Here is a 13,871-nt window from a genome sequence, read left to right as displayed (position 1 = left end):
GTATCCTTAAATCGCCTTCATCGGCTTAGTATGCCGGCACTTCGGAAAGCTGCTGCAGCCGTAGAACTGGCCTCTCGGGCCATTGCGGAGAACCAGCCTGCTGCCGCATCGCGGGCAAGTGAATTCATCGACCGGAACCTCAGCTATGACAGCCTTCGGCGTTGGGGCGGCATCAGGATTCATGGCCAGCACCATTTCAATTAAAGCTTCACGGTTGATTAATTGAACACGATTTGACTGTGCGAGTTCATAAGCGGCAGCCGTATAATCACTATTAGAAACAACCCAGGCTTCAGACGCTCCATAATGGGCGATCGCTGCCTGCGCCTCCTGTACCGCTTTGATCCCGACATTCTTGTTGTAACGTTTGGCCTGGACCACAATCTTCTTGCCGTCTTTCTGGATCAGTAGGTCTGCACCATAATCCCCTGCCGCCTTCGTAACCTCACTCTTATACCCTTGCGCCCGAAACAAGTGGCCCAGATACCTCTCAAACTGAATACCTTCCATGTTATCAATGTCGGCTATTCCCGATCGTTTCAGGCGTTCAGCCCGTTTGTTATCAATAAACCGCATAATCAAAATCACAATGGCAAATGCAATAGCTACCCCTGCGACTAAACCATAAATCGAACGGGTAATAAAATAACCGCCAAGCGCGAAAATCATTGCCGATATCCCGGCTAATCCTTGAAAAAATTCCTCTTCCCGCTTTTCTTTGCTTCTTCTTCTTGCCACTTTAAGCCCTCCGTAATCGATTTATCAGATCAGCGGATATTTTCGACGTCTGGGACTATATTCCTGCAAAATTATAGAAAAACTGCTGCGTAACCGTCCTCCCCATGGGTAATATTGGTTAAACCCCGGAGGTGATCCTGATGAGAAGAAGTTTCAATTTGGGTCCCAAACCCAAATCCATCAAGGGATATCTGCTGTATCTGCTTGTTTTCCTCATTACTGTGCTGATTATTCAACTTTTGAAGTAGGAGTGGTCCCATGGACATTGAAGTAATCAAAGATATATTCGTCCGTCTTATTGGAGCGGGGATCATCTTTCAGTCCATCCGGTTCTTGTTTGGAAGGAAAATTGTGCTGCAGAAAAGGTATTCCCGGGAAACGGTTACGCTTGATGACAGCACGCCAAGGCCCAGAAATCTGTTCCGGGTTGGCGGTGTGTTCGGGCTATTCTTAGGGGCGCTCACCATATACTATGGGATGGATATTTTGGATGTTCTTTTTCCCTGGATGACAGAGCTGGTGCGTTGAGAGCAGGCTTGCTTGCTCCCTGGACAAAAGTTTGTGGCTTCACCGAAAGCTTCGCTTACTTCTTTACCAGCTCTTTCAGCGCCGCCCCCAGCTCGGAGGTATACCGGGTCAGCCGCAAGCTGATTTCCGTGCGCATTACGTCGCGGGTCAGCCCGAATTGCTCCTCGTAGCCCCGGAAGAAGATTTTATAATACGATATGAAGTCGTCCTGCTCATCCGCCCAGAAACGGATATTGCGCTGCTTCAGCTCCTTCTGCAGCTCCCAGGTGTCCCTGGAGATACGGTTCTGGATGTACCAGCCGGCCATTAAGTACAGGCGCGCAAGCACGTTGCCCGAGCGTTCAATTTCTTTAATGCTCTTACTGACGATCTCATCTATGTAAGGCAGTAGAATCAAATCCCGGACCATCGTCCGTTCGGCATTGGAGAGCAGGGCTCCCCCGCCGTCCGGCTTCCGTTCCTGCTGTTCTTTCTGTTCGTACTGGTCCACATGATCGGTCAGGACCATCTTGGTCTTCCAGCGCTCATTGCCGCTTAATTTGCTCATTTGTAATGTCCCCCGATCTGTTCCGCCCGCTCCAGGGCAACCGCCGATTCCAGAAGCGAGGACGCCCGGATCAGCGCCCGGCTGCCGTACCGCGTCTTGATCTGGTCAACGGCCCGTTCCCTGTTGTACGTGCGGACACGGTCTTCGAACAACGTGAGCTGCATGACGCGGTCATCGCTCAGCTGGGAGATGGAGATGGCCAGACGGCTTAAAGGCATTCCGGTCCAATTGTCCACAAAAAGGCGGTAAGCTGCGGCAGCCACCTCATGCGTCAAAGCCGAAGGCTCGGGCAGCGTCATTTGCCGGGTATACGAGTTCGATTTATGGCCGTCCGTCTCGGACACCGCAATAGATACCACAGCTCCCATATACCGGTACCGCCGCGCCCGCTGGCATACTTCGATCACCAGCTCCAGCAGCACGACCTCGATCTCCGGCAGCCGGGTGTACAGGTTCCAGCGCAGCGCTTTTCCATGACCGACCGATTTAACCTGGTGCCGCATCCCGGTGACGACGGGGCTCGGATCGATGCCGCGCGCCGTCTGCCAATAATACTCCGCCTGAATGTCGCTTTGCTTACCCATCGTGGTCCGCATTCTCTGCTTAAATTCACCCAGCTCCATCCGGGCGATATCGCCGATCGTGGTAATCCCCATATGGTAAAAATTCCGGGCCATCCGGTTAGCCACCATAAACATGTCATGGACAGGCAACGGCCAGAGCACCTGACCGATGTTGTCATAATCCAGCCGAAAAATGCCGTCTTTCTGCTTCTTGGCGAAGTTGTTGGCCATTTTGGCCAGAATTTTGGTTGGCCCGATTCCGACCCGGGTCCAGACGCCGGTGGACAATAGGACATGCTCCTGGATGGAGCGGATGATTCCCGGCACATCTTCCCCGAAACAGCTGAGCGAGCCTGTCACATCGAGAAACTGCTCATCAATGCTGAACGGCTCGACCAGATCCGTATAGCTGTGGTAAATCTGCGAGATCAGCAGCGAGACCTTAATGTACGTGCCCATCCGCGGCCGGATGACGATAAGCTCGGGGCATTTAGCCAGCGCTTCGCCTACGCGGGAAGCCGTGGTCACCCCGCGGGCTTTGGCCATGGGACAGGCCGCCAGCACAATTCCGTTCATCCGCGCCGGGTCGCCTACGGCCACAGGCTTATCTTTGTATTCGGGATGAGCCGCCTTCTCGACGCTCGCGTAAAAGGACTGGCAGTCCGAAAGCAGAATCAGCCGTTCCTTAGGCATGCCGCCGCCCCCGTTCCGGATACCATGCCAGAATGCCCGTTGCCAGGAATACCCGCGGCGAACCGGTAGTGAGGCAATTCGCCCGGATCCTGCCGTCGCGGATGCCCAGAACCTCGATCTTCCGCTGCGTGATCTTGCCCGCCTTGTCTTGATATATGATTTCAACGATTTGACCAATAGCCATTCTCATGACTGATCGCCTCCATAAAATAAGAACATTTGTTTGTATTATAACCAAACAGATGTTCGTTAATCAATCATGAGTATATTCCTCAACTGGAATGATTATGTATAAATGATGACAGCCATCCGAATGACTCACAATATTTGACTTATTCTATGCAGCTTTGACTTATCATGCGCAAATTTTCAGGCAATTACCCGCCAGACTAATGCCCGCCGGGTTCTTTCTATTTCCAAAATCGAAAACATCCCTCTTCACCCCGGACGTTATTAAATTTGGAGCCAAGTGTATGCGAAAAGCAAGCGGCGGCAATCTAACTATACTCCCACCTCGCACTCCAGCTTTTTTGTAGAGTACTTTTGTTCACTTATATAGTTGGAAAATCGCCACCTAATTTCACCTGTATGGAGCTTACCGCAAATCTAGTTGGATATCCGCCACTGAATAGGTACGACAATCCATGATGACGCTAATATCGTCCAAATTAAGATGCGATAATCCACTTAGATGTCTGAAATCAGTAAAGACAGCAAAATTAGTGTGCCAAAATCAAACTATATAGTTAAACTTTTGAAACACATGGGGGGTGCAGCCGGAAATGTTTGGACTTTCGACAGCAGAAAGCTACCGCTCCTTCGGTTTAAGTCCCCCCGCACTCTGAGGACAGGGAGTCTACGCATCGGCCCTTCACGATCCTGTTTACGGATGATCGGGTCCTCTGTTCCGCCGCATCTCGGTTTCAGCTGTACACCGAAAAGCACCATGGTTTCATATTCTTATATATCTGCATAATATCCTTATATATACCGGACGCAGAGGCGCGTTTATAATATGAATATCTAAACATAAGGAGATGTTCATGTGCGCCCTAAGTTGGTTTATACGCCACCTGTAAACGGTTATCCCGAATGGAACAATAATCCCGAGATCTTTCAACTAAACCGCTTGCCCGCCCGCGCGTCGATGATGTCCTTCCCTACGCTGGAGCAGGCTTTGCAGGGCGACCGCGATGCTTCCTCCCGCTATCAGTCGCTGAATGGCAGCTGGCAGTTTGCCTTCGCCGAAACGCCGGAGCAGCGGATCAAGGAATTTTACAGCCCGGATTACGACAGCAGCAGCTGGGCGGAAATTCCGGTTCCTTCCCATTGGCAATTCCACGGGTATGATTACCCGCAATATACCAACGTCCGTTATCCCTGGGCCGAGTCGGAGCCCGAGCTGGCACCGCCGTTTGCGCCTACGCGCTACAATCCGGTAGGCTCTTACATCCGCACCTTTACCGTACCTGAGGAGTGGGCGGGCCAGCCGGTTATTCTAAGCTTCCAGGGCGTTGAATCCGCTTTCTACGTCTGGGTCAACGGTGAACTGGCCGGCTATTCCGAAGACACCTTTACCCCTTCCGAGTTCGACATCACGGCGTACCTGAAATCCGGCGAGAACAAGCTGGCCGTAGAGGTCTACCGCTGGTGCGATGCCAGCTGGCTGGAAGACCAGGACTTCTGGCGCCTCTCCGGCATCTTCCGCGACGTGTACCTGTATACGGTGCCGCCGGTGCACATTGCCGACTTCTTCGTGCACACCCGGCTGGATGAATCGTTCACGGATGCGGAGCTCTCCGTAGATATCCAGCTGTACAATGATGATAACCGCGCCCAGGACGGATATGAGCTGCAGCTGCACCTGTACGACGCCAAGGGCGCGCTGGTGTGGCCGGCGCCGGTAACCCTTACTCCCGGAGCCGCAGCACAAGTGACGCTAGGCGCCGCCGTGAAGGCGCCGCAGCTCTGGAGCGCCGAGAAGCCGCACCTTTATACCTTGGCGCTGACGCTCACAGACGGCCAAGGCGTGCTGCAGGAAGCCGTCAGCTGCAAGGTTGGCTTCCGCACCTTCGAGATCAAGGACGGTCTCATGCGGATTAACGGCAAGCGGGTGGTCTTCAAGGGCGTCAACCGCCATGAATTCTCCTGCGACACGGGACGCGCGCTCGGGAAGGCTGACATGATCCGCGATATCGAGCTGATGAAATCCCATAATGTCAACGCCGTACGCACCTCCCATTATCCGAACCAATCGGTATGGTATGAGCTCTGCGACCAGTACGGCCTGTATGTCATCGACGAGACCAACCTGGAGACCCACGGCAGCTGGAAATACGGCCAGACCGAATTGAACCGGTTCAACGTTCCGGCCGGCTGGCCGGAGTGGCGGGCGAATGTCATCGACCGCTGCAACTCGATGATGCAGCGCGACAAGAACCATCCGTCCGTTGTCATCTGGTCGCTCGGCAATGAATCCTTCGGCGGCGACAATTTCCTGGCGATGCATGACTATCTGCGGGAAGCCGATCCGTCGCGTCCGGTCCATTACGAGGGCATCTTCCATTACCGCCCTTCCGAAGCCGCCAGCGATATCGAGTCAACCATGTATATCCGGCCCCATGAGGTAGAGAGCTATGCCAAGAACAACCCGCAGAAGCCGTATATCCTGTGTGAATACAGCCATGCCATGGGCAATTCCTGCGGCGGTCTGCATCTGTACACCGAGCTGTTCGACAAATACGATATTCTGCAGGGCGCCTTCATCTGGGATTGGGTCGATCAGGCCATCCGTACCAAGACATCCGAGGGCATCGAATATTTGGCCTACGGCGGGGATTTCGGCGAATCGCCGCATGACGGCAACTTCAGCGGCAACGGCCTGCTGTTTGCCGACCGCACGGTGACGCCGAAGCTGGCTGAAGTCAAGAAATGCTACCAGAGCATCAAGGTTACCGCAGCCGATCTTCAAGCCGGACAGTTCCATTTGCGCAACAGCTACCTGTTCACCGACACCGCCGGCTATGAGCTGCAATGGACCATTGCCGTAAACGGCGAACCGTCCCAGGAAGACAGACTGAACATTGCCGCCGCTCCGGGCGAGACCGTCCAGTTTACCCTGCCGTACGATCTTGCGGCGCTTCCGGCTGGACAGGAAGCCGTGCTCACCATTTCCTTTGTACAGCAGGAAGCTACACTCTGGTCACAGGCCGGGCATGAGATGGCCTGGGAGCAATTCATTCTGGCGCCATATCTTCCTGAAGCCGCTCCGCTGGCGCAGGGAGCCTCCTTGCAGGTTGACACGGATGAAGAATCCGTGAAGATCAGCGGTGCAGACTTCACAGCAAGCTTTAGCACGGCGACCGGATTGTTGACCTCCTACCGGACTTCCGGTAAAGAGCGGCTCCTGGAGCCGGTCAGACCGAATTTCTGGCGGGCGGCAACCGACAATGACCGGGGCAACCATCATCCGGAACGCTGCGCGGTGTGGCAGAAAGCCTCGCATAACCGGCAGCTGGTACGCATGTCGCATCAAATGGAAGGAAATGTATTGCGGATTGCAGCCAGCTACCTTCTGCCGACCGGACCGGACTCTCTTCTTCACGTCTCGTATGAGGTGCGCCCGGACGGCTCCATCGGCGTTACCCAGGAGCTGACGCCAGGCAGCGCAGCGCTGCCGGAAATTCCGGAGATCGGCATGCTGCTGGTGCTGGACGGGGAACTCGACACCATCGGCTGGTACGGCCGCGGTCCGCATGAGAATCACTGGGACCGTCAGACCGGGGCGAAGCTGGGCCGCTACAGCGGCAAGGTCGCCGAACAGTTCGTGCCGTATCTCCGTCCGCAGGAATGCGGCAACAAGACGGATGTCAGAACAGCCAGCCTGACAGCGGGTGCCGGCGGCTCCGGACTGCGCCTCGACGGTAGCATGCCGTTTGAGGTCAATGCCCTGCCGTGGACACCGGAAGAGCTGGAGGCGAGCGATCACGGCTACAAGCTGCCGCCTTCAAGCAAAACCGTGCTGAGAGTCAACTACAAGCAGATGGGCGTCGGCGGCGACGACAGCTGGGGCGCTCCGGTGCATCCGGAATTCACACTTCCGGCCAACCGTCCGTACGTCTTCCGCTTTACGATTACTCCGTTGTAAATGGCATAATACAAGAACAGAGCAGCGGTCCCCTTTACCAGCGGATCGCTGCTCTGCTTTTTTGAGACGCTCCTGAACGGGTCTTTTTTGAGCGGCAGGCACCTTTTTCAGAACGCCATGGGCGCTCCGGCATATGATGGCACAAGTAGATTAAGGAGGCTATAGGCATGTACACTTACTGGGGAGTCCGCGCTCCCGAATCTGCAGGGCCTCACCCTGCATCTATGTTCCGTTCTGCTTATCCTGGACCGCAAGCCAGGTTCATCACCCCGTCTGAGCTGGCTTTCCGCAATCACATGCGCCTGCTGTGGGAGCAGCATGTCTATTGGACGCGCCTTGCGATTAACAGCCTCGCCTTCACCCTGCCCGACATCGATGTGGTGCTGGCCCGGCTGCTGCGCAACGCCCCCGATATGGGAGCGGCGCTCCAGCCCTTTTACGGACCGAAGATCGCCGAGGCTTATAGCAAGCTGATCACAGAGCATCTGACGATTGCTGCCGATCTGATTAAAGCAGCCAAAAAAGGCGATACCGTTGCCGCAGCGGAGGCGGAGAATAAATGGTATGCCAACGCCGATCAGATTATCGATTTTCTTAACCGTATCAATCCCTATTTACCGAAAGGCGCTTTTAAGAAGCTTTTCTATTCACATCTGGAGATGACCAAAGCGGAAGCCTTGGCTATCCTAAACGGGCAGTACAAGGAGAGCGTGGATATCTTTGAGCGTATTGAGCAAGGGGCTTTAATGATGGCCGATGCCCTCAGCGAAGCGGTCGTCAGACAGTTCCCCCGGATGTTCAGAAGATAGCAGACAAAGCGGAATCCCACGAAAAAGGAAAAATGAACAGAGCAGCCATTCTCCTTAACGGAGGATCGCTGCTCTGTGTGTTTATGCTTCTTCATATTGGAACGGGAATCCTCCCGCCTGAACCGGGCTACCGCCCCTGCTCCTCCGCCATGGACGGTGCCCGGAAATGCCTGGCAAGCACACCGTTCACCGGCGAAGCCAGGAAGCTGACAATGAACACCAGCCCTGCGGCAAAGGCCATCGAGCCGGAGATCGAAGTGTCGAGCAGCACCGCGATATAGTAGCCCGCGACCGCCGCCAGAACGCCGAAGCCGCAGCTGAGCAGCAGCATTACGGACAGCCGCTCCGTCCACAGATAGGCGGCTGCAGCCGGAGTAATCAGCATCGCCACGACCATGATCGCGCCGACCGCATCGAAGGAAGCAACGGTGGTCACGGATACCAGTGTCATGAACAGGTAATGCAGCAAAGCTACGGGCAATCCGAGGCTGGCGGCCAGCGCCGGGTCAAAGGAGGTGATCTTCCACTCTTTATACAAGGCGATGATTACGGTAAGGACAATGACCAGCACGATGAAGAGCAGCAGCGTTGCCTGGGGAACCGCCCCAAGCCACGGCACCTCCACCGTGTTCCAAGGGACGAAGGTGATCTCGCCCATAAGCGCATGCTTCACATCCAGATGGGCATTGCCAACCTGTGTGGCAATCAGAATCACTCCTGCGGCGAAGAGGGTCGTGAACACCACCCCGATGGAGGCATCATGGGCCACGCCGCGCGATTGCAGGAACTGGACCAGCAGCGCGGTGAGCAGCCCGGCGACGATGGAGCCGATCAGCATATGCCCGCCGCTCAGCTGTCTGGTAATCAGATACGCGACGACGATGCCGAGCAGTACGCTGTGGCTGATGGCATCGGCCATCATCGCCATCCGCCGCAGTATCAGAAAGGTGCCGACAAGTCCGCAGGTTAACCCGACCAGTGAAGCCGTAAGCAGAATCCAGCCGGTGTAGCTCATATAGCCTCCCCCTCCTTCCGGGCCGTCTGCCGCAGCGGTTCCGCAGCCTGCCGTTTATGCGCCTGCACATGGCGCCATTTCGCCAGCCAGCCCTTCTGGGAGCCGAAGACCAGCGAAACCAGGAACAGCGAGGACGACGCCACAACGATAAAAGGTCCCGTAGGCCACCCTTTGCCCAGCGTGCTGATCCAGGTTCCGGCAGCCCCTGCCCCTCCGCCGAACAGCGCGGAAAGCATGAGCATCCGCTTAAAGGACTGCGTCCAGTATCTGGCGCTCACCGGCGGAATAATCAGCAGGGCGGACATCAGGATGACGCCGACTGCCTGAATGCCGATAACGATGACCAGTATCAGCATGGACATGTAAATGCCGTTCATCAGCCTTCCGGGGAGTCCGAGGCCTCTGGCAAAATCGCTGTCGAACAGAAACAGCTTCCATTCCTTGAAGCCTGCCGCGACTACGGCAATGACGGCCAGCGCCAGCGCCGACATCGTCCTTACATCCTTGCCGGTCATCGAGGCCGCCTGCCCGAAGATAAAGGAGTCCAGCCCGCTCTGTCCGCCGCCGGCCGTACGGTTCACGATGGACAGGAGCATCATGCCGAGTCCGAAGAAGATCGACAGGATGATCCCCATCGCCGTATCCTCTTTGATTTTGGACGAGGACTGGATCCACTGGATGAACAGGAAGCCGAGCAGCGCACTCACGGCCGCCCCGGCGATCATGCCGGGAATGCTCTTGAAGCCCAGCAGCGCAAAGGCGATGACAACGCCCGGCAGGGCGGCATGCGAGAGTGCGTCGCTCATCAGGCTTTGTCTTTTCCAGTAAGCCAGACAGCCGGTCAATCCGGAAGCCATCCCTAGAATCAAGGTGCTGATCAATACCCACTGTGTATTCGGTGAGAGTCCGGCAAGCATCAATCATGCACCTCCGGTCCAGCGCAGTGCCCCGCCGTAAGCACGGTACACCTGATCTTTGGTAAAAGCCTCCGCCGTGCCGCCATGGGCAACCACCGTCCGGTTCAGCAGCAGCACATGGTCGAAATACGCTTCGACCGTATGCAGATCATGGTGGACAACCATCACCGTCTTGCCCTGCTCCTTCAGGAGCCGCAGCGTCGTCATAATCGCCGTCTCGGTGGCTGCGTCGACGCCGGCCAGCGGCTCATCCAGGAAGTACAGGTCGGAATTCTGCACCAGGGCCCTCGCGAGAAAGACCCGCTGCTGCTGTCCGCCGGATAACTGGCTGATCTGGCGGCGGGCATAGCCGGCCATGCCCATCTTCTCCAGCGCAGCCATCGCCTGCTCGCGGTGAGCGGCCTTAGGCCGTTTCAGCCAGCCGACTTTGCCGTAAAGCCCCATCGTCACCACATCGAGCGCATCCGTCGGGAAATCCCAGTCCACCGAGCCTCGCTGCGGCACATAGCCGATCCGCGTCTTGACCTCTGTCAGCGGCCTGCCCCAGAACGTCACCTGGCCGGACAGCTTGGGGTGCAGCCCCAGCATCACCTTCAGCAGTGTCGATTTGCCGGCCCCGTTGGGTCCGACAATGGCCGTCAGCGTTCCGGGCTGCACCTGAAAGGAGACGTCGTGCAGCACTTTATTTTGCCGGTAAGAGGCGCTTAAGCCTTCAACTGCAAGATCACTCATTGCCCCCGCCCCCTCCGCTTAACGCTTCGTAGATGGTGTCTACATTATGTTTGTACATCCCTAAATAAGTGCCCTCGGAAGTCCCAGCTTCGCCCATCGCGTCCGAGAACAGCTCACCGCCCAGAACGACCTCATGCCCCCGGCTCTTGGCGCCCTCAATGACCGCTTCGATGGATTTGGGATTGATGCTGCTCTCCACGAACACGGCCGGGATTCCGTTCTCCAGCAGCAGGTCAATCGTATCGTCTATGTCGGAAACGCCGAATTCATCTTCCGTACTGAGGCCCTGCAGCCCCACGACCTCAACTCCATTGGCACGTCCGAAGTAGCCGAAAGCATCGTGGGCCGTAATCAGCGTCCGCCGCGCTTCGGGAATTTCGGCCAATTTGCTTTTTGAGGCTTCGTTTAAGGTGTCCAGCTCGGTAAAATAAGCGTTCTTGTTGTCTTCAAAAGCTTCCGCATTCTCCGGCGACAGCTTCTTCAGCTCTTCGGTGGCATGAGCAAGCGCCTGCTTCCACAGCTCAATGTCAAACCAGACATGCGGATCAGTCGCTCCTTCCCCGTCCTTCAGGAGCTGGTCTTCGGGGATTTGCTCCGAGATGGCCACTGCGGGCCGCGTCTTGCCGATTTCGGTGAACACCTCGCTCATCTGCCCTTCCAGATGCAGGCCGCTGTAGAGAATGAGGTCGGCACCGCTCAGCTTGGCGATATCACCTTGGGTCGCCGTATACAGATGCGGATCGACGCCGGGACCCATTAAACTATCCACCTGCACTTTATCTCCGCCGATCACACTGACCGGCTCAGCAATTTGCGCGATGGTGGTTACGACTTGAATCCGCCCCTCACCGCCGCCTGCTGCGCTGTTGCCGCCGTTTCCCTGTGCGCATGCCGTAGTTAACAGCATCAAGGTCAGCACAGCCGCTCCGATCGTCCTTACACGCTTCAATCCATGGCTTCTCATCTTCTCTCCTCCAGAATCATAAATTGTCCAAAGTGAAATAATGTGCATTGCGCTAATAATGTTTCCTTGGAGAAACTTATTTTATATATATTAAAATACTGCCTATTGTTTCTGATGTCAAACTGTTTTTCCCTCAGGAAAGATTAATGTCATATAAAACCAGACCCGGTCCCGCACACTGCTGCTGGCAAGGAGATCCGCACGCCAAAAACCCTGCGCCGCTAACTGCGTGCAGGGTGAATTCCGGGATATGGAACAGCTACACCTTCCAGACCGAAATGCTCTCAAAATATAGCTGACGCTTCTCGTCCTCCAAAATATCAGGCGGCAGCGCCAGGTATTCCTCAGTCAATAAATCCGCCTCAGTAAGAGCAATAGGCCGCCAAAAGGTTACCCCGAGATCCGGAAAGCGGTAGGTATATCCCAATTCAGGATCCTCCCGGTCATACGGCGACAGGTCGTCCAGCAGCGGGATCAGCTCCTCGGCCTTGGTGTGGAACAGATCGGCTTCACAGTCCGGCAGACGGCAAATGTACCCTTCACCGGGATCGGCAATCTCAATAAAGACCGCCCGGCCGTCTTCGTCAAACTCCGCCTTATAGAAGCCTGGATAAGCTTCGGCGGCCGCCTCAAGCTCCGCCCGGGTCAGGCCGAGAATCAGCGGACCGATGGAAGCTCCCGGTTGGATCCGGATGATCTGCTCCCGGGGAGTTAAACCGTAGGTCCGCATGAGCCGCGCCCGGGTCTCTGCATCCAGCGGCGGATGCTGCGGGCTCACGGGCGCTTCCGGACGGCTGAATGGCGGATGCACAGGCCCTGAAGCTCCGGCGGCGGCTGCGGAAGGCAGGCGGCGCCCGGCTTCGATGAAGCCCGGAATCCCGCCCGCAGCCACAGCCGCATACAGCGCAGCCCCCACTGCGGCCTCCTCCTTGGCCGCGCTCATCAGGAGCGGCAATCCGAAGGTCGCCTGCACCTTGGCGCATAACGCCGGGTTGGCCCGCAGGGCGTTGCCGGAGCCGGTCACGGCTGTGAATTCCAGATCCGTACTCTTCCGGATCTGTTCGTAGAAGCTATACAGCTCATCGACCATTCCCTGCTGAAAACCATGAATGAAGCTGCCGGGCGTAAAGTTGTCCGGGGAAATTCCCGAGATGCTGCCGCGGGCTCCGGGGTCGCGCCGGGTGCCCAGGAACTGCGTGTTCACCGTAAGCCCGCCCGCAGGCCCCGGCTCACTGTGCGCCAGCCATTCCATGAAGCTGTACAGCTCTCCCGGTGCATGGCCTGTATACGCCCCGATCACCTGACGGAAGAAGCTCTCCAGCAGCGCATAAGACTTTCCGCCGCTTAGTGCGGCACCGACCAGCAGCGCTCCGCCGCCGGGATACGGGCGCAGCTCCATCCCCTCCGCAGAAATTGCAGCGGCAGCGGCGGCGTCCTCCAGCCACACCGACAGCTGGCTGCCTGTACCGATATTGACCAGCGCCGTGTCAGCGGGCCGGCGGACGCTGCCCATGAAGCTGGCCTGATTATCGCCCACGGATGTGAACACCGGAACTCCCCGCGGCGTATGCCCGATCAGCGATCCGGAAGGAGCAATCTCCGGCAGAAGCTCCAGCCGAATGCCGGCTTGCTCCAGCCCGCTCCGCTGGAAATCCCCGAGCTGCAGGTCGAAGCCGCCGATGCCGGCGGCCTGGGTCGCTTCGATCAGCGGTGACTTCCGGCCGGTCAGCCGCATCGACACATAATCCGCGATGGTGCAGAAGCTGACCGCCTCAGGCGGAACGAGTCCCTGCCGCTCGTTGTAGTAATGCGTCGCCAGCCCGTAGCCAGGAGCCACGATGGTCCCGGTCACGGCACTTAGGTGCCCGGCATAGCTGCGGGCATCGTCATAGGCCAGCCCTCCCCGGCCGTCCTGCCAAGTATAAAGCGGACTGACATGCTGCCCTTCCTTATCCGTATAAACAATACCGTGCATTTGGCCGGTGAGCCCGATGCCGGCAATATCGGGATATTGCAGCTGCAATTGTCCGAGCAGCTGCAGCACCCGGCGGAGAATGATCTCCGGGTCCTGCAGACGTTCCCACGCCTGACCGCTGCCGATTTCCGTTTCCCCCGTTACTGTACCGGAAACAAGCACAGACTTGTGCTTGCAATTATAGACCAGCCCCGTAATCGAGGTTGTACCAATATCCACTCCAATCATCTTCACCGCATACTC

12 protein-coding genes are annotated in these 13,871 nt (G+C 56.7%); 3 read left to right on the top strand and 9 right to left on the bottom strand.

Features of this window, described 5'->3' with window-relative positions; genetic code table 11:
* Positions 1–6: 6 nt before the first annotated feature.
* Positions 7–738: a restriction endonuclease gene (locus F1381_RS06800; protein ID WP_151734065.1), complete on the bottom strand. Its 732-nt coding sequence runs from the start codon at positions 736–738 to the stop codon at positions 7–9.
* Positions 739–996: 258 nt separating this feature from the next.
* On the opposite strand from F1381_RS06800, the gene F1381_RS06795 reads away from it, so the two are divergent.
* Positions 997–1,266 carry a hypothetical protein gene (locus F1381_RS06795; protein WP_151734064.1) on the top strand — a complete coding sequence of 90 codons (270 nt, stop codon included), beginning with the start codon at positions 997–999 and terminating at the stop codon, positions 1,264–1,266.
* Between the two features lie 55 nt (positions 1,267–1,321).
* Here F1381_RS06795 and F1381_RS06790 read toward each other — a convergent pair whose 3' ends face one another.
* From F1381_RS06790 to F1381_RS06780, 3 genes are read right to left on the bottom strand one after another with little or no spacing between them, the layout of a single operon-like run.
* Positions 1,322–1,813, bottom strand: a complete 492-nt coding sequence (locus tag F1381_RS06790; protein WP_151734063.1) for a YhjD family protein — start codon at positions 1,811–1,813, stop codon at positions 1,322–1,324.
* On the bottom strand, positions 1,810–3,069 hold the full coding sequence (locus F1381_RS06785) for a DNA polymerase IV (protein WP_151734062.1): 1,260 nt from the start codon (positions 3,067–3,069) through the stop codon (positions 1,810–1,812). The genes F1381_RS06790 and F1381_RS06785 overlap by 4 nt, the downstream gene beginning before the upstream one ends.
* The gene (locus tag F1381_RS06780) at positions 3,062–3,259 is read right to left on the bottom strand and encodes a hypothetical protein (protein WP_151734061.1); all 198 of its coding nucleotides are present in this window, start codon (positions 3,257–3,259) and stop codon (positions 3,062–3,064) included. The genes F1381_RS06785 and F1381_RS06780 overlap by 8 nt, the downstream gene beginning before the upstream one ends.
* A gap of 855 nt (positions 3,260–4,114) precedes the next feature.
* Here F1381_RS06780 and lacZ point away from each other — a divergent pair.
* Together lacZ and F1381_RS06770 are read left to right on the top strand one after the other, a co-directional pair.
* Entirely contained in the window at positions 4,115–7,216 is a 3,102-nt protein-coding gene (gene lacZ, locus F1381_RS06775) for a beta-galactosidase, LacZ type (RefSeq protein WP_151734060.1), read from the top strand.
* Between the two features lie 167 nt (positions 7,217–7,383).
* Positions 7,384–8,025 (top strand): acetylglutamate kinase, encoded by a 642-nt coding sequence (locus tag F1381_RS06770; protein ID WP_246187932.1) that lies wholly within the window; start codon positions 7,384–7,386, stop codon positions 8,023–8,025.
* 127 nt (positions 8,026–8,152) lie between these two features.
* Here F1381_RS06770 and F1381_RS06765 read toward each other — a convergent pair whose 3' ends face one another.
* The 5 genes from F1381_RS06765 to F1381_RS06745 form a co-directional block, all read right to left on the bottom strand.
* A complete protein-coding gene (locus F1381_RS06765; protein WP_151734059.1) occupies positions 8,153–9,040 on the bottom strand; it encodes a metal ABC transporter permease in 888 nt (295 codons plus the stop codon).
* Complete coding sequence (locus F1381_RS06760; RefSeq protein ID WP_151734241.1) at positions 9,037–9,957, bottom strand: metal ABC transporter permease; 921 nt, start codon at positions 9,955–9,957, stop codon at positions 9,037–9,039. Before F1381_RS06760 ends, F1381_RS06765 begins: the two co-directional genes overlap by 4 nt.
* Positions 9,958–9,960: 3 nt before the next feature.
* Positions 9,961–10,689 carry a metal ABC transporter ATP-binding protein gene (locus F1381_RS06755; protein WP_151734058.1) on the bottom strand — a complete coding sequence of 243 codons (729 nt, stop codon included), beginning with the start codon at positions 10,687–10,689 and terminating at the stop codon, positions 9,961–9,963.
* Entirely contained in the window at positions 10,682–11,653 is a 972-nt protein-coding gene (locus F1381_RS06750; RefSeq protein WP_151734057.1) for a metal ABC transporter solute-binding protein, Zn/Mn family, read from the bottom strand. Before F1381_RS06750 ends, F1381_RS06755 begins: the two co-directional genes overlap by 8 nt.
* A 259-nt stretch (positions 11,654–11,912) precedes the next feature.
* Positions 11,913–13,856 (bottom strand): sedoheptulokinase, encoded by a 1,944-nt coding sequence (locus tag F1381_RS06745; protein WP_246187945.1) that lies wholly within the window; start codon positions 13,854–13,856, stop codon positions 11,913–11,915.
* Between the last annotated feature and the right edge of the window lie 15 nt (positions 13,857–13,871).

Source organism: Paenibacillus tengchongensis (assembly GCF_008973665.1).
GTDB classification, from domain to species: domain Bacteria; phylum Bacillota; class Bacilli; order Paenibacillales; family Paenibacillaceae; genus Paenibacillus_AQ; species Paenibacillus_AQ tengchongensis.
The sequence above is the reverse complement of the archived record's forward strand: the minus strand, read 5'-3'. Positions and strand labels throughout refer to the sequence as shown.